The sequence below is a fragment of the Myceligenerans pegani genome, assembly GCF_014892515.1.
In the GTDB taxonomy this organism is placed as follows: domain Bacteria; phylum Actinomycetota; class Actinomycetes; order Actinomycetales; family Cellulomonadaceae; genus Myceligenerans; species Myceligenerans pegani.
Genome location: NZ_JADBGR010000102.1, coordinates 17,928 through 38,597, shown reverse-complemented (window position 1 = coordinate 38,597; position 20,670 = coordinate 17,928). Strand labels below are relative to the sequence as shown.

Here is a 20,670-nt window from a genome sequence, read left to right as displayed (position 1 = left end):
CTCCGGCCGGCGGGCGCCGCGACGCCTCGGGTCGCATGGGTGCCGTGTCCCGCAGCGGCGGAGTCGCCGTAGCCGCGTCCCGGCGCGGCGGAACCTCTTGCGCGCGACCGATGAGTTCTGCTCGTGGCAGACGTCTCCATAAACAGGTCGCGCTCGTGGGAGGGAATACCCGACCATGAACGTGCGTCGTAGTGACGTAGGTCGTGTGCAAGGGTGCTCGCGGTCTCGGCCCCCGCACTGCTCCGGAGAGGGACCCCGACATGAGTACACGAACCGATACGATCGACGACAATCCCGCCGCCGTACCCGAGGGCGAGGACGCCGTGGACCGCCCGGACCAGGTGGCCGCACCAGCGCCGGAGACCGGAGCCGCGACGAAGCTCGCGCCGGCGCACTTCCGCGTCATCGCACTGCTGATGGTGTCCGCCTTCACCGTGATCCTCAACGAGACCACGATGACGATCGCGCTGCCCTCGATCATGACGGATCTGACCATCACCGAGACCACGGGCCAGTGGCTCACCACGGCCTTCATGCTGACCATGGCCGTGGTGATCCCCGCCACGGGATATCTGATCAACCGGCTCGGCACCCGCAGCGCGTACATCCTCGCGATGTCCATCTTCACCGCGGGGACCCTGCTGGGAGCGCTCGCGCCCACCTTCGGGATACTCGTCACCGCCCGCGTCGTGCAGGCGATGGGCACCGGGATCATGATGCCCCTGCTCATGACCACGATCATGACGATCGTGCCGCCGCAGATCCGCGGCAAGGTCATGGGAAACATCACGCTCGTCATTGCTCTGGCCCCCGCCACCGGTCCGCTCATGTCCGGTGTGGTCGTCGACCTTGCCGGATGGCGTGCGGTGTTCGGTGTCGTCACCCCGGTCGCCGCTCTCGCCCTGGCAGCCGGAATCCTGTGGGTCCGCGATGTGGCAGAGAAGGAGTCCCAGACGATCGACCCGCTGTCGATCCTGCTTTCGCTCCTCGCGTTCGGTGGCATCGTGTGGGGACTCTCGCAGCTCGGGGAGTCGGCGAACGAAGCGTCCGTCGTCAGCCCCTATGTACCGCTGGTCGTCGGCGTGGTGATGCTCGGTGCCTTCATCTGGCGCCAGCTGTCCCGCCAGCGCACCGACACGGCTCTGCTCGACCTGCGGACGTTCCGCTCGGGGAACTTCCGGCTCGCTGTCGGCATCATGGCCATCTCCATGGTCGCGATGTTCGGAGCGATGATCCTCCTGCCGCTCGTGCTGCAGGACGCGATGGGCTACTCGCCGACCTTGGCGGGGCTCGTCGTCCTCCCGGGCGGTCTGGCCATGGGTCTCCTGGGGCCGGTGGTGGGCCGCCTCTACGACAAGGTCGGCCCGCGTCCCCTCATGGTTCCCGGGCTCATCGGCGTTACGGCCTCGGTGATCCTGTTGGCGACCATCAACCTGGGAACGCCGCTGTGGCTCATCGTCCTGGCACAGCTGGTGCTGATGGTGGGCCTGAGCTTCACCTTCACTCCGCTGTTCAGCTCCGCGATGGGTGACCTCGAGTTGCACCTCTACTCGCACGGATCCGCCATGATCAACACGGTGCAGCAGGTCGCCGGGGCCGCGGGGATCGCGCTGTTCGTCGCGCTCATGACGATCCGCTCGACGGCGATGGAGGATGGCGGTGCCTCCGAGGCCGCGGCACTCACGGGCGGCGCGCGCCTCTCCTTCACGGTCGGCGCGATCGTCGTGGCCACGGCCATCTTCCTGGCCACCCGCATCAAGAGGGTCGAGGGCGGGCCGAGTCACTGACCCCGGGTTTCCGGCATCCGCAACGGGACGCCGGTCCGGACGCACCCTACTGCGCACGCCGTGTGTCGGAGCGGCGCTCGGCAGGGCCAGAGCGGCGCGGCGCCTGCCTCGAGCAGGCACCGCGCCGCGCGTTTTCGTTCGAGGTCCCGACAAGGCTGGGCGTGAGGTCATGGTCGCGCCTACACTGCGTCCATGGCCGAAGTTCGGGTCTTCGCCGGTTCCGCAGGTCAGCGCTTCGCTCAGAAGATGTGCGCTGACCTCGGCGTGCCCTTGAGCCCAGCGGAGATCACCCGGTTCGCCAACGATTGCCTCCAGGCACAGCTCATGGAGAACTGCCGCGAGCGCGACGTCTTCCTCGTGCAGCCCGTCATCACTCCGACGCAGGAGAACCTGATGGAGCTGCTGCTCATGATCGACGCCGCGAAGGGAGCCTCGGCGCAGCGCATCACGGCGGTCATGCCGCACTTCGCCTACGCGCGGTCGGACAAGAAGGACGCGCCGCGCATCTCCATCGGGGGGCGCCTCGTCGCGGACCTGCTGGAGACGGCGGGCGCCGGGCGCATCCTCACCATGACGCTGCACGCGCCGCAGGTGCACGCCTTCTTCCGTGTCCCGACGGACCAGCTCAACGCGCTGCGTGAGCTGGCGTCCCACTTCACGTCGAACGACCTGTCGAAGACGACGGTCGTCTCACCCGATCTCGGCAACGCGAAGCCGGCGAGCACCTTCGCGAAGATGCTCGGCGTCCCGGTCGCGGCGGCGGCGAAGGAACGCTTCAACGACAACCGCGTCGAGATCACGTCGCTGATCGGCGATGTCGGCGGACGCGACATCATCGTGCTCGACGACGAGGTCGCCGGCGGCACCACGATCGCAGCCCTCATGGATCTTCTCCGGGAGCACGGCGCCCGCTCGGTGCGCATCGCGTGTACGCACGGCATCTTCGCGGGCGATGCTCTCTACCGGATCGCGGCCGACCCGGACGTCGTCGAGATCGTCACCACCGACACGGTCCCGTCCACGGAGCTCATGGCCCACGACAAGCTCACGGTGATCAGCGTGGCGTCGGCCTTCGCCGAGGCCGTGCGCCGGATCCACTCCGGTGAGTCCGTCAGTGCCCTCTTCGACCCCACGCACGTCTGAACCGGGCGTTCCACAGCCCGTGCCTCGCGATCCCGGGCCGCCGGAATGGTGGCGGGGGCCCAGGACGCGATACACGAACGCCCGCGGTGCCGAACCCGGCGGCTCCGGAGAACACTGTCAGGACTCCCGGTCGGCCCACCACTTCTTGAGCTCCTCGGTCGCGGCGGCCTCGCCCAGCGGTCCGTGCTCCATCCGGAGGCCCAGCAGGTGCTTGTAGGCCTGCCCCACCTCGCGGCCGGGGCCGATGCCGAGGATCTCCATGATCCGGTTTCCGTCGAGATCCGGCCGGATCGCGTCGATCTCCTCCTGCTCTCGGAGGGCCTCGATGCGCTTCTCGAGGTGGGTGTAGGCATCGGACAGCCGTTGTGCCTTACGCCGGTTCCGGGTGGTGCAGTCGGCGCGGGTCAGCCGGTGCAGGCGCTCGAGCAGCGGACCCGCGTCGGTCACGTACCGGCGCACGGCGGAGTCGGTCCATTCCCCGTCCCCGTACCCGTGGAACCTGAGATGGAGTTCCACAAGCCGCGCGACGTCCTTCACCACCTGCTTCTCGTACTTCAGGGCGCGCAGCCGCTTCGAGACCAGCTTCGCGCCGACGACCTCGTGGTGATGGAAGGACACTCCCCCGCCCGGCTCGAACCTGCGGGTGGCCGGCTTGCCGACGTCGTGCAGCAACGCGGCCAGGCGCAGCACCAGGTCCGGCGCGGGTACGGGCCCGTCCGGCCCGGTCTCCTGGGCGATCGCCTGGTCGAGCACGATCAGCGAGTGCTCGTAGACGTCCTTGTGCCGGTGGTGCTCGTCGATCTCCAGTTGCAGCGCGGGGAGTTCGGGCAGCACGTGGTCGGCGAGTCCGGTGTCGACGAGCACTTCGAGCCCGGCGCGCGGATTCGGCGACGTCGCCAACTTGCTCAGCTCCGCCTGCACCCGCTCGGCCGAGACGATCTCGATCCGCGCGGCCATCGCGACCAGCGCCGCGAGCGTCCCATGTTCCACGTGAAACGACAGCTGGGCCGCGAACCGCGCGGCCCGCATCATCCGCAGCGGATCGTCGTCGAACGACCGTTCCGGCGCGATCGGCGTGCGGAGCACCTTGCGCGCCAGATCGGTGAGTCCGTCGAACGGATCCACGAAGGTGAGCTCGGGTAGGCGCACGGCCATCGCGTTCACCGTGAAGTCTCGTCGCGAGAGATCGCCGTCGAGCGAGTCGCCGAACTCGACGAGGGGCTTCCGCGACTCGGGGTCGTACCGGTCCGTCCGGTAGGTGGTCACCTCGACGACGACATCACCCTTGCGCGCGCCGATGGTGCCGAACTCCTTGCCGATGTCCCAGTGCGCGTCGCCCCAGGCGGCGAGGAGGCGTTGCGTCTCGTCGGGCGTCGCGGACGTCGCGAAGTCGAGATCGTTGCTCGCGCGGCCGAGGAACGCGTCCCGCACCGGGCCACCGACCAGCGCGAGCTCGTGTCCCGCGGCGCGGAACACCTCTCCGAGATCGGTCGCGGCCGGGGCCATCTCGGTCAGCACGCCGAGTGCGCGGCGCAGGAGATCCAGCTCGGGCTTGGCACCAGAAGGGGTTGACACGAGCACCGATTCTCCCAGACCCGCCGCGCCCGCGACGTCTCCCACGGAGATGGCGGACCGCCGAAGACCGCGGTGCGTGTGATCGGGAACGGTCCGCGCAGTCGGTAGTGTTGGGGCATGTCCACCCCAGCACCGGCCGGCGATCGACCCATCGGTCGCCCCGAGGTGCCCACGCCCCCCGGTGGGGCACCGCTCCGGGTGGATCCCTCTCGTCTCGTCATGGCGCCCGCCGCCACCGCACACCTCCCCGTCGTGGACGAGACGTCTGCCGGCGGACTCGTCCTCCGCCCGACTCCGGGCCTCGCGGCCACTCCCACCGGGTTCGACGCCGCTGTCCTCCTGCGCCGCAATCGCAGCGGCCGGATCGAGTGGTGTCTCCCGAAGGGGCACCTCGAGGGCCGCGAGACCCCGGAGGAGGCTGCGATCCGCGAGATCCGCGAGGAGACTGGCATCCGCGGCTCGATCCAGGTCGACCTCGGCGTCATCGACTACTGGTTCACCGGTGAGGACCGTCGTGTGCACAAGGTGGTGCACCACTTCCTGCTGCGCGCCGACGGCGGCTCGCTCACCGTGGAGGGCGATCCCGACGGTGAGGCCGAGGACGTCATCTGGGTCGGCATGGACGACCTCCCGAGCAAGCTTTCCTACCCGAACGAGCAGCGACTGGCCGCCGTCGCCGCCGAGCGTCTGGGGTCGTCGCCCGAGTTGCTCGCGGCTCTGCGATCCGGCATGTCCCACCTGGAGACTCCAGACCACCCATGACGCAGCATCACGGTGCCCGGCGGCGTCGCGCCCGCACCACCGCAGGAATCCTCACCACGTGCCTCACGCTCCTGGGCGGCTTCCTGCCCGCGAGCGCGATCTCCGGCGCCGCCGCGGCGAGCCCTGTCGCCACCGCGGGGGCCCCGCGGACCACGGCTGCCTCCGCCCCGGTGACCACGGCGGCCTCGTCCACCAGGGGCACCACGTTCGCCGTCGTCCGTGATCGGGCGAACGACGTCGTCGCCCCGGTCACGGTCGACCTCGACTCCGTCTCCCCCACCGTGGCCCGGCCGGGTGACGAGGTGCGGATCGCCGTCCGGGTCACCAACACCACGGACCAGGCCCTCGAGGGACTGACCGCGCGGGTCGCCGTCAACGCCGCCGCGCTCACGCAGCGCTCGATGTTGTCGGCGTGGGAGTCCCTGGCGCTCACCGACCGCGTCGGGACCAGCGGTCCTTCCGGGCGGGACCTCGGCAGGCTCGGCCCCGGGCAGTCGACGAGCCTCCAGCTCACGTTCCCGACCGCCGTGTACACGTTGCAGGGCTGGGGTCCGCGCGAGTTGTCCGTCGAGATTCACGACGCATCGGCCCGCGTGGGCGTGCTGCGCACGTTCCTCATGTACGACGACGGCGTGACGCGCGCCGGGCAGGCCCCGATGCGACTCACCGTCGCCGCCCCCGTGACGACGGGAATCGTCGACCCTGCCGATCTCGAGGGCGCCCAGCTCCGGCTGGCGCAGGAGGCCGCCGAGGAGGGCCGGCTCGACCAGATGCTCCGGGTCGCGCGGACCGGCGACGTCTCACTGGCGGTCGACCCCAACGTGATGGGCCTCGCGGTGTCCGCCGAGGACGACCAACTGCGGCTGTGGGGTTCCGACTTCCTCGACGCCACCGAAGCGACCAGCACGTTCGCGCTTCCCGCCTGGGACCCGGACATCGGCGCGCTCACGCATGCCGACGTCTCACGGGGCCGCATGCGTGGTTTCCTCAACACACCGGTGATCGACGGCTGGAAGGTCCCCAAGTCGTGGGGCGAAGGCCTGGCCTGGCCCGCACGCGGAGTCGCGGATCGCGTCACCGTGGCGGGCGCCACCTACGCGGACCGACCGAACGTGATCCTCGCGAACGGCACTTTCGCGCCCACGACGCTGGGCGTCGCGGAGAGCCGCGCGGACGTGGACCTCAAGGAGGGCACGGCGCGGACCGCCGTCGCCGACGCGACGCTGACCCGCGTTTTCACCGACGGGACGGACCTGGCCCCCGCACTCCGGGCGGCCGAGTCGACGGAGGCGGACGACTCCGGCGCGGGCGAGGCCAGCCGCACCACCACGCCCGTGCTCACGAGTGCCGCGGCCGCGCAGCGGATGCTCGCCGAGACGTCGGCGATCGTCGCGCAGTCGGCCGACCCACCGCACGCCCTGGTCGCGCTGGACCGCTCCTGGTATCCGGACGCCGGCGCCGTGGACGCGATACTCGGTGTCCTGAACGACGCCGCCTGGGTGGAGCCGGCTCCGCTGGACGAGCTCCTCGCCTCTGACGCCTCCCCGGTCGCCCGCACGCCGCTGCCGTACGACGAGCCGGCCAAGCGGGATCTCGCCGCCCACGAGGTCGCCCGCATCGACGAGACCCGCACCGGGATCATCGACTTCTCCTCCATCGCGGACGACCCGGCCGAACTCCGCCAGAACTCGCTGTGGCACCTGGTCACCCCGTTGTCGGTGGCCTACCGCGCCGACCCCGAGCAGCGGCAGGTGGCGGTCGACGAGGGCATCGCCTACACGCAGGACGTACTCGACGCCGTCGCTGTCATCCCTCGCGAGGGGATCAACCTGATCTCCGATCGCGGCAACCTCCCGATTCGCGTGCGCAACGGGCTGGACACCGCCGTGACGGTCACGGTCCGGCTGCGCCCCGACAACCCCCGGCTCACGGTGGAACACCCCGTCAGCGGGACGATCCCGTCGGGCAAGGAGATGGATCTGCCGATCCCGGTCGAGGCGATCGGCTCCGGCGACGTCACGGTGACCGCCGAACTCGTCGCACCGTCCGGCGTGCGGCTCGGCTCGGACACCTCGTTCGAGGTGCGGGTGCGCGCGGGATGGGAGGAAGTCGGCACCTGGATCGCGGCAGGGCTGGTCGGGCTGCTGTTCCTGGCAGGAATCTGGCGTACCGTACGGCGCGGACGTTCCCCGAACCGCGCCACGGTCGAGGACGTCGAGGCAGCGACCGGTGAGATCGAAGCCACGGCCGGGTCCACGGACGCGGCCGGGCCGACGACGGCGGCAGCTGCCGCGCGGCGGACGGAATGACACGCCGGGGGCGGCCCCGGCACGGACGGGAGAGACCCCACATGACCTCACAGGCCACCAGCAGCCGCGGGCTGGGACGCAGTTCGCTGGTGATGGCTGCCGGGACGGCAGTGTCCCGGCTGGGCGGGCTCGTCCGGAACATGGTGATGGTCGCCATCATCGGCAGCACCGGCCTGGTCGCCGACGCGTTCGACGTCGCGAACAAGATGCCCAACGTGCTCTTCGCGATTCTCGCGGGCGGCATGCTCAACGCCATCCTGGTGCCGCAGATCGTGCGGGCGTTCCAGGCGAGGAACGCGCAGGAGCGCCTGGACAAGCTGCTCACCCTCTCGGGAGTCGGCATCCTCGCCCTGACGGCCGTCCTCACCGGGGCGTCGTCGATCATCGTGTGGCTCTACACGTCGGACCGCTGGACCGCAGAGCAGCTCGCGCTGGGCACGATCTTCGCGTTCTGGTGCATCCCCCAGCTCTTCTTCTACGGGCTGTACACCCTGCTGGGGCAGGTGCTCAACGCGCGCGAGCAGTTCGGCCCGTACATGTGGGCGCCCGTGGCGAACAACATCATCTCGATCATCGGTTTCGGCCTCTTCTGGGTGATCTACGGCGGCGCCCCGGAGGGCGGCATCAACGATCTCGATTCGTGGGACACGCCCCGCACGGTGCTGCTCGCGGGCACCGCCACTCTCGGCATCGCGTCGCAGGCGCTGGTCCTCCTCGTGCCGCTGATGCGCTCGGGATTCGTCTGGCATTTCCGGCTCGGGTACCGCGGCATCGGGCTGCGCTCGGCCGGGTCGGTGGTCGGCTGGACCTTCGCCGCCGTCGTGCTCGAACAGCTGGGCGTCCTGTACCTGACGCGTGTCGCGTCCGGGGCCGGGGCAGAGAACGCGGTCACGGGCGAGCTCGCGAGTGCCGCGGCCGGTAACGCCGCCTACACGCAGGCGTTGATGATCTACCTGCTGCCCCATTCACTCGTGACGGTCTCCATCGCGACAGCCCTGTTCACCGGCCTCAGCAAGGCCGCGGCGAACGGCGAGACGGACAAGGTGCGCTCCGACCTCTCGCTCGGCCTGCGGACCGTCGGGGTCTTCACGATCTTCGCCACCGCGGCGTTCACGGTACTCGCGGCACCGCTGACGGCGACGATCGTGCCCACGGCCGGTGCCGAGGGCACGGCGGCGATCGCACCGGTGCTGGTGGCGCTGTCGCTCGGACTGGTCCCGCTGGGCGCGATGGTCCTCATGAAGTGGGTCTACTTCGCCTACGAGGACGGCCGCGGCGTCTTCTGGATCACGGTCCCGGCCACGGTCGCGCTGGTGCTGGGCCTGATCGCCGCCCAGGTCTGGCTCGCGCCCGAGCACTGGGTCACCGCCGCCGGCGCGTCGTTCGCGCTCGCCAACTGGGTGACCTGCGTGCTCCGCACGCGCGGCCTGCGCAAGATGCTCGACGGCCGGATGGACGGGCGCCGGGTCCTGCTGCTGCACTCCTCGGCGGTCATGTCCGGCCTCGTGGCCGCCGGGGCCGGCTGGGGGCTGTATCAATGGCTCGGCGGCTTCGAGGCACTCGACTTCGAGAGCGGGGTGGGCGGCACGTTCCTCAGCGGCCTGTGGATCAGCGCGGTGTGCGGTCTCGCGATGCTCGTCGTGTACGTCGCGCTGCTCAAGCTGTTCCGCGTGCGGGAACTCGACACCCTCCTGGTACCGCTCCGCCGCCGCCTCGGCCGCTGACGCGCCGTGCACGACGGCGGCCGCGGTGGCGGGCGCCGCACGGCCCGTCCGGGTGCCGGCCCGTCCGGCGCTGCCTCCCAGGTCGTAGGGCCGCCGGTCGTCGTCGTGCACAGGCTGTGGACGAACGTTGCCGGATCGACGGATTGTCGTCTATGCCGCGTAGCATGGCGGGCAAACGATCCAGCCGTCGTCGACGGCCCGTCCGAACAGCGAGGGAGGCAGGAATGAGCACGCCAGGACCTGGCGACGTTCTTGTCGACCGCTACCGCCTGGGTTCCGAGCTCCGGACCGACCTGGCGGCCGCCGTCGCGTGGGAGGCGCACGACCAGGTCCTTGACCGCCGGGTCCGGCTGACCCTCGTGAGTGGGCCATGGGCCGCCGATGCCCTGGACTCCGCGCGCCGTGCCGCCCTGGTGACGGAACCACGGATCAACCGGGTGCTGGATGCCGGTACCGCGGACATCGGATCGTACGTCGTGACGGAGCCCTACCCGGGCGAGACACTCACCGATGTCGTGTCCCAGGGCCTCGTCGACGAGCAGCAGGCCCGTGCGATCGCCGGCGAGGTGGCGTCCGCGCTCGCTGCCGCGAGCGCCCGGGGCGTGCACCACACCGTGCTGCGGCCCGAGGCGATCCGTGTCGACCGGGACCGCGTCGTGGTGACCGGCCTCGGCCTCGACGGAGGGCTCGCCAGCGGGGAGACCCTCAACCAGGCGCCTGCCGCCGTGGACGCGCAGGGCGCGCTCGCGCTGATCTACTATGCGATGACGGCCCGCTGGCCCGGCATCGAGCTCGAGGCCGAGTGGATCGCGAAGGACACCGTGATCCCGCTGCCTGCGCGGCGGGACGAGAACGGTGCGGTCGTCGCACTGTCGACGCTCGTCCCCCACGTCGACCCGGCACTCGACGCGCTGCTCAGCCGCGCATTCGATCCGTCGGTCGAGACGGACGTCCCCAGTACTCCGGACGAGGTGGTCACGGCGCTCGAGCCGTGGGGCGAGGTGTCGGTACTGGCATCTCTGCCCGCGTTCGTCCAGCAAGAACCCGAAGCGACCGAGCGGCCGGCGCCACCAGCGCCGCCGGTCCGGAGGCCGGTGGTGACCGGCCGGATCGCCAGAGCCGAGGAGGCCTCAGCAATGTCATCCGTCCCGCCCGAGGGAGCTCCCCAGGGGTACCCGCCACCCCATTCGGCGGTGCCGCCGCCCCCGCCGGGCTACCAGCCTCAGCAGCAGACCGCCCAGCAGACCGGCTATCAACAGCCTCCGCAGTACGCGCCGCAGCAGTACGCGCCGCAGCAGAGCCACGACCAGCAGCAGTATCCGCCGTCGTACGAGTCTCAGTACGCGGCGCAGCCACAAGCGTATGCCACTCCTCCGGGCTACGAGCAGCAGTACTACGACCAGAACCAGGGGTTCCGGACGCAGCCTGCACCGAAGCGCGGCGGAGTCAACCCCACCCCGATCGTGCTCGGCGTCGTCGGTGTCGCGGTGGTCGCCGGGCTCATCTGGGCGGTCATGGCGATCCTCGCTCCGTCGGAGACCAGGTCTCCCGTCGGTGACGCGGGCGAGACCGCCGCAGGTGAGGCCGGTAACGGCGGCGGCGAGGGTGAGGGTACGGGCGAAGGAGAAGAGTCCGAGGCACCCGAGACCGAAGCCCGGCCGGTCATCACCGGCTCGACGCTCGTCGGCACCGGTGACGCGCCGCTCGAGGGCGATGACGCCGACTATCCCGAGACCGCTCCGTACGTGTCCGACGGCGACCCGACGACGTTCTGGTACACGCGCACCTTCGCCTCGCCCGACTTCGGTGGTTTCAAGAGCGGTACCGGAGTGGCCCTCACGCTGCAGGAAGCGGCCGCCGTGTCGACCATCGAACTGTCCACGAACAGCGAGGGCGGCAACGTCCAGATCCGCGCGACGACTCCGGACGACCCGGCCGGGGGGCAGGTGGTCGCCGAAGGCCCGGTCTCGTCGAACACGACGTTCGAGCTGCCCGAACCGGTCGTGGCCGACTCGTTCGTCATCTGGTTCACGTCGTTGCCGGAGTCGGACCCGCTGCCCGACCTGCCGGACCTCAGGTACCGGATCGAGCTGAACGAGGTCACGCTGAGCTGACCTCGTCACATCTCCAGGCGAAGGGCTGTCCTTGAATGAGGGCAGCCCTTCGTCGTCCGCTGGGTACCCGCCCGGGCGCTCGACGACTGTATTGACATACTTCGATATAGTGAGTGTGCCGCGCTTCACGGACCCAGCAGCCCGGATTCTGCCGTTGGCTGGAACACTGGAAGCCCCATCCGTGTTGATCCGGGCGAGACTCGAGGAGAAGACGTTGACCGAAGAGCAGACCATCCATGATGTGGTGATCATCGGGTCCGGCCCCGCCGGGTACACCGCCGCCGTCTATGCCGCGCGCGCGGGCCTCGCGCCGGTCGTGCTCGCCGGCTCCGTGACTGCGGGCGGCGCCCTCATGAACACCACGGACGTGGAGAACTTCCCCGGATTCCCCGAGGCGATCATGGGGCCTGACCTCATGGACAAGATGCGGGAGCAGGCCGAGCGCTTCGGCGCCCAGGTGATCTGGGACGACGTGGAACAGGCCGAGCTGACCGGGGAGGTCAAGGTACTGACCACGGGCCTCGGCGACGTCTATCGTGCGCGCACCGTCATCCTCGCGACCGGCTCGGCGTACCGTGAGCTCGGCCTGCCGGACGAGAAGCGCCTCTCCGGCAGGGGCGTCTCGTGGTGCGCGACGTGCGACGGCTTCTTCTTCCGCGACCAGCACATCGTGGTCGTCGGTGGCGGCGACTCCGCGATGGAGGAGGCCACGTTCCTCACTCGCTTCGCATCGAAGGTCACGGTCGTGCACCGGCGCGACGAGCTGCGCGCGTCGAAGATCATGGCCGACCGGGCGAAGAACGACCCCAAGATCGAGTTCGCCTGGAACAGCGAGGTCGTCGGGATCACCGGAGAGGACCGGGTCGAGTCGGTGACGTTGCGCGACACCGTGACCGGTGAGCAGCGCGAGCTCGACGTCACCGGGCTGTTCGTGGCGATCGGCCACGAGCCCCGCACCGATCTTGTCAAGGGCCAGGTCGAGCTGGACGAGAACGGATACATCATCGCCGAGGGCCGTTCGGCGCGCACCAACCTGCCCGGCGTCTTCGCCAGCGGGGACGCCGTCGACCACATCTACCGGCAGGCGATCACCGCAGCCGGCTCGGGGTGCGCGGCCGCACTGGACGCGCAGTCCTACATCGACACACTCAACGACGCCGTCGCCGCCCCGACCGAAACCACCGCACAGGCCGTCTGAGCGGCCCTCCGAACCGCAACATCCGATCAGCTGAGGAGTAGACCATGAGCACTGTCAAGGTCACCGACGACACCTTCAAGAGTGAGGTCCTCGATTCGGACGTCCCCGTCCTCGTGGACTTCTGGGCCACCTGGTGCGGGCCGTGCCGCATGGTCGCACCGATCCTGGAGGAGCTGTCCGAGGAGTACGACGGCAAGATCAAGATCGCGAAGCTCGACACCGACGAGAACCAGGCCACGGCAATGGCCTACAACGTGGTCTCGATCCCGACCCTCAACGTCTACCAGGGCGGGCAGGTCGTGAAGTCGATCGTCGGCGCGCGTCCCAAGCGTGCGCTCACCGAGGAGATCGAGAGCGTGCTCGCGTCCAGCGGCTCCCAGGGCGTCGCCTGACCGACGCGGCGTCTCCGCACCCGAGAAGGCCCGGGCTCCGATCCATCGGATCGGGGCCCGGGCCTTCTCGTTGCCGCGGGATCGCCCTCGTCATGTATCGCACGACGCCGTGGCGGCGCCGCTCCCGCTGGCTCGCGGTGCCGACTCGTCGCTAGTCGGACGAGTTGCCCTTCAGCAGGCCCGGGTCGTCCGGGGACAGCACCCCGAGGATGCGGTTCAGGTCGCTGACGTCCGAGAACTCGATCGTCATCCGGCCCTTGTTCTTCCCGAGGGCGACCTTCACACGAGTCTCGAAGCGGTCCGAGAGTCGCGTGGCGAGTTCATCCATCGCCTCCGTGCGAGCTCCTGCTCGCGGCGACTTCCGCGCCTTGCTCACCTTCTCGGAGCCGTCGGACATCATGACGAGTTCCTCGGTCGCACGAACCGAGAGCCCCTCGGAGACGATGCGCTGAGCGAGGCGCTCGATCTCCGCACCGTCGGTGAGTCCGAGCAGCGCCCGCGCATGTCCCGCGCTGAGCACGCCGGCGGCGACGCGTCGCTGCACCAGCGGCGGAAGCCGGAGCAGGCGGAGCGTGTTCGAGATCTGCGGCCGGCTACGGGCGATTCTCGTAGCGAGCTCTTCGTGCGTGCAATCGAAGTCGTCGAGCAGTTGTCGGTACGCGGCGGCCTCCTCCAGCGGGTTCAGCGCCGCCCGGTGCAGGTTCTCGAGCAGTGCGTCCCGGAGCATGTCGCCGTCGTCGGTATCGCGGACGATCGCCGGGATCGCGTCAAGGCCGGCGGCCTGCGTGGCACGCCACCGCCGCTCGCCCATGATCAGCTCGTACTTGCCAGGCTCCTGCTTGTCCGGACGAACCACGATCGGCTGCAGCACGCCGATCTCCTTGATGGAGTCGACGAGCTCGTCGAGCTCACCGTCGTCGAAGACGGTCCGCGGCTGCCGGGGGTTCGGCTTGATGTCGGCTGGATCCAGTTCGGCGAATCGCGCACCGGGAACGGGGAGCAGGTCAACGTCGGTTCCACGTGAAACATTCGAGTCGCCGTTCCCGAAGAACGTCGTGTCGAGCGCGGTCTCACCGGAACTCCCATCCCCCGACACCGACAGACGCCCACTGGCGATCGCGGAGTCCCAGTTTCCGGTGCTGTGGCGCCCGACGCTGCGACTCCTCGTCTCCACACCGGCCCCCAGGGCCGCCCCCGCCCCGGACGAGGCGGAAGACGTGTTCGACGACGGAGCATCATCCGCCGGAACTTCCGCCACCGCTCCGTCCGCGGCCGACATCGGCTCCTCCGTGGACTGACTGTTCGTCGGAAGTGTCGCAACGGCCGCGGCCGCGCCCAGCGCGCCTTCTTCCTCTTCCGGCCCCGTGGGGATCAGGGCACCGAGGCCCCGGCCGAGCCCTCGCCTCTTCGCGCTCATCGCTTCTCCTCGTTCATCTCCGCCGTACTACGGCCGTCGCCCTGCAGGGGCCGCTCGTACTCCGCTCCGCTCAGGGCCGCGCCTCCTGCATCTGTGCCGGTCGGCGCGGGCTTGATGCGCCCTGACCTCGCTCGGCGAGTTCACGCGCGGCTTCAAGGTACGCGAGAGCACCGGTCGACGTCGCATCGTAGGTCATCACCGTCTGGCCATAGCTCGGCGCCTCCGAGATCCGCACCGATCTGGGAATGGTCGTCCGGAACGTCTCCGACGGGAAGTGCGCGCGCACCTCCCCCGCGACCTGCTGCGCGAGGTTGGTCCGGCCGTCGTACATCGTCAGCAGGATCGACGAGACCCTGAGCTCCGGGTTCAGATGGGACCGGATCAGGTCGATCGTCTTGAGCAGCTGGCTCAGCCCTTCGAGCGCGTAGTACTCGCACTGGATCGGAATGAAGACCTCACGCCCGCCGACGAACGCGTTGACGGTCAGCAGGCCGAGGCTCGGCGGGCAGTCCACCAGCACGTAGTCCATCTGCGGCTCGCCCGCCGCCTCGCGGTCCGTGAGGAACCTGTCGATCGCCTTGCGCAGTCTCGTTTCACGTGAAACGAGGGAGACGAGTTCGATCTCGGATCCCGACAGGTCGATCGTCGCCGGCACACCCCACAGGTTCTCGATGTCGGGGCACTGCTGGACGGTGTTGGCGAGCAACTCGTCCTCGACAAGGATCTCGTACACAGAGGGTGTGCCGGCACGGTGCTCGATGCCGAGCGCGGTCGAGGCGTTGCCCTGCGGGTCGTTGTCGATCACCAGCACGTTGAGCCCGGACAGCGCCAAGCCGGCCGCCAGGTTCACCGTGGTCGTCGTCTTGCCGACGCCGCCTTTCTGGTTCGCCACCGTGATGACACGTGTCCGAGAAGGGCGAGGGAAGGTGCGACCTTGCAGTTCGATTCGGCGCCGCGCATCCATCGCGAGCTGCGCCGCCAGGGGGGTGGATTCGTCGACGGCGGGAACCGACGCGATCAGAGCCTCTCGGCGCTCATCGTCGCCGTCGTACCCGCCGTCCGTGGACTCTGGATTCGAGGGCAGGCCGACTCCGGGTGTTTCACGTGAAACACCCGGAGCCCGGAGCCCTTGCACAAAGATCGGATCGGTCACGCTGACACTGTAATCCGTGGACGTGTCCCCGTGACCGGACTCGCCTGAACTTTCCACAACATCGCCTGAAGTCCCCGGGTCCGGATCACCACCACTCCCGCCGCCCTCGTCGGTGCCGATCCGCACGGTCGTCACACCGGCGGCCTCCTCGAGCGCGGCCGCCATGTTGGCCTGGTTGGCGGGATCGACCGTGGCACGGTGGCGTTCAGCAGCGCCGGTCGCTGCGGAGGCCTTGTCACTGCGGGGCGCCGTGGCTACCAGCTCCTGCGCTGAATTGCTCGCGGCTGACCGTCCACTCGTCTCCGAGTTCTCCCGCAAGTGCTGCCGCACGGTCCCCGGCGAGGTGCCGACTGCGGCCAGGACGGCGCCGTCCACCGTCTCCCCGTCCACCGTCTCCCCGTCCGCGCCTGCCTGCACCTCGACCGCTGCACCCACACCCGCGTCCACCTTCGCATCCCCACCCGTGTCCGCGTCTACCGCCGCTGTCAGGCCCACCGACGAGAAGGCGTCCAGCTCCGCCGACCCGGGAAGCCTGCCCCGAGGCGGGCTCGCGGACCCTGGATTGCCTGGGGCCGAATGTCCCCGCTCTTCCTTCACGGCCGCCGAGACCGCGAACGCGAATCTCTCCGGCTCGACACCCGTCTCGACACTCGTGATCACACCAGCGACAGGGTCCGCGGCAACTGCCCCGCCCTCATCGGTCGCTGCGACGCCGGCATCGTCGCTTGTGCCATCCTCACGGGACCGGTCCGCCGTTTCACGTGAAACAACAACGTGGGAGTATTCGCCTGTCGTCGTCGAGGGCGGACCGGCCCGCACGAACTCCTGGCCATCGGCATGCTCAATGCTTCCCACGTCCGCGGATCGCGAGTCCGCTCCGTCCCCCACCCTCGGAGCAACCGGCCCGTCGCCGATCCCCGTGGCGCGCCCCCTCCCCGTGGCGCGCTTGCCACGTCGCCGGCCGAGCCGCCCCTTCAGCCATCCCCAGAGTGAGAGCACATTGCTCACGCTAAGCAGCTGCACCGTGCCAACGCCGTTGAAACGCCGGTGCCGACGAAGGCCGATAACGTGCCGCCGCACGTTTCACGTGAAACGGTCTGCCGCAGCCCACCGGACGGTTTCACGTGAAACAGCTCGCCTACTTCCTCCGCTGGACTCGCACCACCGTCGTCGCCTCCACGCCGTCGACCGTCTCGCCTGGTAGCACGTCCGGCTCCCCCGCTCCGAACTTGCGTAGCACCTTCCGCGCCCCGTCGAACTCGTCCCGCACGTTCCGGCCCTTCAGAAGCACCAACTCTCCACCTACGTGCAACAGTGGCATCGAAACGCGCACCAACTTCGACAGTGCGCCCACGGCGCGTGATGTCACGGCGTCCACCTCGAACGCCCCGTGGTACTCCTCGGCCCGCCCCCGCTTCACTTCCACGTTGGACAAGGCGAGCGCCTCGACCACCTCCGTCAGCCACGCCGTGCGCCGCTCCATCGGTTCCACCAGGAAGATCTCGGCGTCCGGGCGCATGATCGCGACCACCACTCCCGGAAGTCCGGCCCCCGACCCCACGTCTGCAACCGAGCGGGCTCCGGAGAGATGCGGAACCACCGCGGCCGAGTTGAGGATGTGCCGCTCCCACAGCCGCGGCACCTCTCGCGGACCGATCAGCCCACGCAACTCCCCCTCGTCCATGAGCATCCGCGCGTACTCGCGCACGAGCTCATACCCCTCGCCGAAGTACTCCCGCACCGCATCGCTGCTGCCGAGCGTCTCGGCGTCAAGCACCCGATCGTCCATGTTCTCCACGGTCTCCAGTCTCCATCAGTCGTCCTGATCGTCCGGCCCGTCGCGAGCCGGCCGCCGTCCGTCGTCGACCCGTCGCACCGAACCTCTCGCACCGAACCCACCACACCGCATCCCGCCGCACCACTTCGCCCGAGGCGCCCAACGCATGGACCCGAGACGCCCGTCCCCGGCCGAAGCGCCCCTGATACGGCTGGGGCCGGTGCGCAGACACGCACCGGCCCCAGCCGTCGGATCGCCCGGTCCGCCCGGGCCAACCCCTATTCCACCCCGGCCTTCTCCGCAGTCGCCTCGACCACCGGGGCATCGGTCGCGCCACTCGAGCGGTCCGCAGAATCGGTGGTCGACGACGCGCCCCCCGCAGGGTGAATCACCACGTACCGCCGCGGCTCCTCACCCTCGGAGTCACTGATCAGCCCAGCCGCCGCCACGACGTCGTGCACGACCTTTCGCTCGAACGCGTTCAGCGGCTCCAAGGCCACCCTCTGCCCCGTCGCCCGCACCTCGGCGACCGCCGATTCTCCGAGCTTCGTCAGCTCGGCACGCCGCGCAGCACGGAACCCTGCCACGTCAAGCATGAGTCGGGACCGCTCGCCGGTCTTCACCTGCACCGCGAGCCGCGTCAGCTCCTGAAGGGCGTCGAGCACCTCACCATCGCGCCCGACCAACCGATCGAGCTCGTCGCCGCCGTCCTCGGAGAGCACCTCGACCGCTGCCCTGCCGAAACGGATGTCGAGGTCGATGTCGCCGTCGAGGTCGGCGATGTCGAGCAGTTCCTCGAGGTAGTCGGCCGCGATCTCGCCCTCTTCCTCGAGGCGGGCCGTGCGGTCGTCGGTCTCCGACGCGCCGGCTGTGGACTCGCTCATCGCACTCCTCCTACTTCTTCTTCCGCTTGCCCGACGGCGAGCCGCCGGCGGGCCTCGTCTTCGCCTTGCCCTTGTTCCCGGCGGGCGTACCGTTCCTGGACTCCACTGCCTTCGTCGTTCCCGACGACGTGGACGCGTCCGTCGAGGCCGTCCCGGAGTCCGGTGCACCGTCATTGTCGGACGACTTCTCCGACGGCGCCGCCTGCGCGGTCACCACCGGCTGCCGGGGCGCACCCTTCCGACGGTCCTTCCGCTTGGGCTGGACGCGCTGCCCGCGCGGCTTCGGCTCGAGCACCTCGACAGCCTCCTCCGGGATCGGCTCGCCACGCTTCAGTGCCCTCTCCTTGGCCTTGCGAGCCTTGCGCTCCTGCATCTCCTTCTCGGCGCGCGATCCGGGCGCGGGCATGCGCTTGATCGTGTAGTACTGCTGGCCCATCGACCACAGGTTCGTGACCGTCCAGTAGATCAGGACGCCGACCGGGAAGTTCACGCCGGAGATCATGAAGATCACCGGCAGCATGTACAGCATGATCTTCTGGGTCTGCGCCATCGGACCCTCGAGGGCCGCCGGCGGCATGTTCTTCATGGTCAGCTGGCGCTGCGTGAAGAAGGTGGTGGCGGACATCGCGACGATCAGCGCGGCGATCACGATCTTCGCAGTGACCGACGAGTCCTGCATGAAGACGTCGGAAAGGTGCGCCCCGAAGAGCGTGGACTGCTCGATGTCCGAGGCCACCTGCTGCGAGATCGGTGTCAGCGGCTCGGCGTCGCCGGCGGCGATCGCCTTGAGCCCGTTCAGAACGCTGAACAGCGCGAAGAAGATCGGCGACTGCAGCAGGATCGGCATACAGGAGGCGAACGGGTTCGTCCCGTGTTTCCGGTACAGCTCCATCGTCTCGCGCGTCATGGCCTCGCGCGACGCAGGGTCGGTCTTGCCCTTGTACTTCTTCTGGACTGCTTGCAGTTCGGGTTGCATCAGCTGCATCCCGCGTGACGCCTTGATCTGCCGGAAGAACAGGGGGATCAGCAGGATGCGCATCACGATCACCAGCATCACGATCGAGAGCACCCATGCGATGCCTGGGCCGTCGGGCAGGCCGAGGAACATGAACAGCTCGTGGGAGCCGACCATGATCCAGGACACGCCTTGCTTCAGCCAGACCCAGAGGAAAAAGTCACCCATCGGTCTCAGTCACTCCTGATTGTTGCGGAAGTCGGGGGTGCCGGGGCCGCAGCCCGGCGGGCTCGCGTGAGGCCTTCGGGGGCCGTTGTCGCACGCGGACGAGTCTGCACGAGCACTGCTCAGTGCGTGTGCGGCGCGACGTGCGCGGCGTCGTCGTCCAGGGCACCTGCCCCACGGCGCACGCCACGCGCGGGCGGGACGTCGTCGACGCCCCCCAGGCTCCAGGGGTTGCAGCGCAGCAGACGCCAGAGGGCGAGACCCAGCCCGCGGAGGGCGCCGTGCCGGCGCAACGCGATCACCGCGTACCGCGAGCACGAGGGGTAGTACTTGCACGTGGGCCCACTCATCGGCGAGATGAAGGCTTGGTACACGCGAATCATCCCGACCAGCACGATCACGGGGATGTCGCCGAGACGGCCGCCGGACGACTCGGGGCGGAGTGCCGCGAGCCGGAAGCCATCGGTCCAGGAGGTCATGCTGACGTTCCGCCGTTCGTGGAATTCGCTGGTTCCGCCGCCGGATCGACCGTCGATCCGGTCCTGCCGACGCCTGCCTGAGCCAACGGGCGCCGGCGCTCGCCGGTTCCCCGCGACGCCTTCCGCACCGCACGGTGGAGGCATGAACCGAGATCCTCGTCGAGGTCGTGGTACGACGCCGTGGCCGACGGCGGCAGTGCTCGCACCACCACACGCGCACCGCGCGGGAGTTCACCGACATGCCGCGCGGCCGACGCACGGATGCGGCGCTTGACCTTGTTGCGATGCACGGCGTTACCGACGGCCTTGGAAACGACGAGACCGACCTGAGGCGGGTCCGCGCTGCCGTCACCGGTGCCGGTGAGGAGGTGAACCACCAAGGTCGGTCGTCCTGCACGCGTGCCGCGGCGCACCGTCCGTTCGAAGTCGACGGAACGGCGCAGTCGGTGCGCCGCTGGCAGCACGATCAGGCGGAAAGCTTGGCGCGGCCCTTGGCGCGCCGGTTGGCGAGAATGGCGCGCCCGGCGCGGGTCCGCATGCGCAGACGGAAACCGTGCGTCTTGGCACGACGGCGGTTGTTCGGCTGGAAGGTCCGCTTGCTCACGAGGTACTCCTGAAGACGTCGGGAAGGGCACAGCCTGTCCTCGACGAAACAAGTCGATGCAGGGGCGAGTGCCGATGCAGGGTTCGTTCGTCCGGTCGATACTCACATCGGCCGGCCTGCCGACCCGGGCCCGGCCGCGCGACCCGGCGGATCACCGGCAGCGGGCGCGCGA

General features: G+C 69.5%; 17 protein-coding genes. 8 read left to right on the top strand and 9 right to left on the bottom strand.

Going from position 1 to position 20,670, the window contains the following annotated elements:
• The first annotated feature begins 260 nt into the window (after positions 1–260).
• Both IIE03_RS17705 and IIE03_RS17700 read left to right on the top strand, forming a co-directional pair.
• A complete protein-coding gene (locus IIE03_RS17705; protein ID WP_192864085.1) occupies positions 261–1,787 on the top strand; it encodes an MDR family MFS transporter in 1,527 nt (508 codons plus the stop codon).
• A 192-nt stretch (positions 1,788–1,979) separates the two neighbouring features.
• Positions 1,980–2,930, top strand: a complete 951-nt coding sequence (locus IIE03_RS17700) for a ribose-phosphate diphosphokinase (protein ID WP_192864084.1) — start codon at positions 1,980–1,982, stop codon at positions 2,928–2,930.
• A gap of 117 nt (positions 2,931–3,047) precedes the next feature.
• Here the strand turns inward: IIE03_RS17700 and IIE03_RS17695 are convergent, their stop codons facing one another.
• Positions 3,048–4,505: a CCA tRNA nucleotidyltransferase gene (locus IIE03_RS17695; RefSeq protein ID WP_318843051.1), complete on the bottom strand. Its 1,458-nt coding sequence runs from the start codon at positions 4,503–4,505 to the stop codon at positions 3,048–3,050.
• 117 nt (positions 4,506–4,622) lie between these two features.
• Between IIE03_RS17695 and IIE03_RS17690 the strand changes: the two genes are divergently transcribed.
• From IIE03_RS17690 to trxA, 6 genes are all read left to right on the top strand, one after another.
• On the top strand, positions 4,623–5,267 hold the full coding sequence (locus tag IIE03_RS17690) for an NUDIX hydrolase (RefSeq protein WP_192864083.1): 645 nt from the start codon (positions 4,623–4,625) through the stop codon (positions 5,265–5,267).
• On the top strand, positions 5,264–7,576 hold the full coding sequence (locus IIE03_RS17685; protein WP_192864082.1) for a DUF6049 family protein: 2,313 nt from the start codon (positions 5,264–5,266) through the stop codon (positions 7,574–7,576). The genes IIE03_RS17690 and IIE03_RS17685 overlap by 4 nt, the downstream gene beginning before the upstream one ends.
• A 41-nt stretch (positions 7,577–7,617) precedes the next feature.
• Complete coding sequence (gene murJ, locus IIE03_RS17680; protein ID WP_192864081.1) at positions 7,618–9,300, top strand: murein biosynthesis integral membrane protein MurJ; 1,683 nt, start codon at positions 7,618–7,620, stop codon at positions 9,298–9,300.
• A gap of 224 nt (positions 9,301–9,524) precedes the next feature.
• Complete coding sequence (locus IIE03_RS17675; protein WP_192864080.1) at positions 9,525–11,414, top strand: protein kinase family protein; 1,890 nt, start codon at positions 9,525–9,527, stop codon at positions 11,412–11,414.
• A gap of 214 nt (positions 11,415–11,628) precedes the next feature.
• Positions 11,629–12,612 carry a thioredoxin-disulfide reductase gene (gene trxB, locus IIE03_RS17670; RefSeq protein WP_192864079.1) on the top strand — a complete coding sequence of 328 codons (984 nt, stop codon included), beginning with the start codon at positions 11,629–11,631 and terminating at the stop codon, positions 12,610–12,612.
• 44 nt (positions 12,613–12,656) lie between these two features.
• Entirely contained in the window at positions 12,657–13,004 is a 348-nt protein-coding gene (gene trxA, locus IIE03_RS17665) for a thioredoxin (RefSeq protein ID WP_192864078.1), read from the top strand.
• Positions 13,005–13,155: 151 nt separating this feature from the next.
• On the opposite strand, the gene IIE03_RS17660 is transcribed toward trxA, so the two are convergent.
• From IIE03_RS17660 to rpmH, 8 genes are all read right to left on the bottom strand, one after another.
• Entirely contained in the window at positions 13,156–14,421 is a 1,266-nt protein-coding gene (locus IIE03_RS17660) for a ParB/RepB/Spo0J family partition protein (RefSeq protein ID WP_192864077.1), read from the bottom strand.
• A gap of 70 nt (positions 14,422–14,491) precedes the next feature.
• On the bottom strand, positions 14,492–16,429 hold the full coding sequence (locus IIE03_RS26810; RefSeq protein WP_318843050.1) for a ParA family protein: 1,938 nt from the start codon (positions 16,427–16,429) through the stop codon (positions 14,492–14,494).
• A gap of 283 nt (positions 16,430–16,712) precedes the next feature.
• Positions 16,713–17,363: a 16S rRNA (guanine(527)-N(7))-methyltransferase RsmG gene (gene rsmG, locus IIE03_RS17650; protein ID WP_192864076.1), complete on the bottom strand. Its 651-nt coding sequence runs from the start codon at positions 17,361–17,363 to the stop codon at positions 16,713–16,715.
• A 266-nt stretch (positions 17,364–17,629) separates the two neighbouring features.
• Positions 17,630–18,235 (bottom strand): Jag family protein, encoded by a 606-nt coding sequence (locus tag IIE03_RS17645; RefSeq protein ID WP_192864075.1) that lies wholly within the window; start codon positions 18,233–18,235, stop codon positions 17,630–17,632.
• Between the two features lie 10 nt (positions 18,236–18,245).
• Positions 18,246–19,418 (bottom strand): membrane protein insertase YidC, encoded by a 1,173-nt coding sequence (yidC, locus tag IIE03_RS17640; protein ID WP_192864074.1) that lies wholly within the window; start codon positions 19,416–19,418, stop codon positions 18,246–18,248.
• Positions 19,419–19,537: 119 nt separating this feature from the next.
• Positions 19,538–19,798, bottom strand: coding sequence for a membrane protein insertion efficiency factor YidD (gene yidD / locus IIE03_RS17635; RefSeq protein ID WP_225997952.1), 261 nt, complete (start codon positions 19,796–19,798; stop codon positions 19,538–19,540).
• A gap of 92 nt (positions 19,799–19,890) precedes the next feature.
• The gene (rnpA, locus tag IIE03_RS17630; RefSeq protein ID WP_192864072.1) at positions 19,891–20,358 is read right to left on the bottom strand and encodes a ribonuclease P protein component; all 468 of its coding nucleotides are present in this window, start codon (positions 20,356–20,358) and stop codon (positions 19,891–19,893) included.
• Positions 20,359–20,360: 2 nt separating this feature from the next.
• Positions 20,361–20,498: a 50S ribosomal protein L34 gene (rpmH, locus tag IIE03_RS17625; RefSeq protein WP_068270888.1), complete on the bottom strand. Its 138-nt coding sequence runs from the start codon at positions 20,496–20,498 to the stop codon at positions 20,361–20,363.
• Positions 20,499–20,670 lie beyond the last annotated feature (172 nt).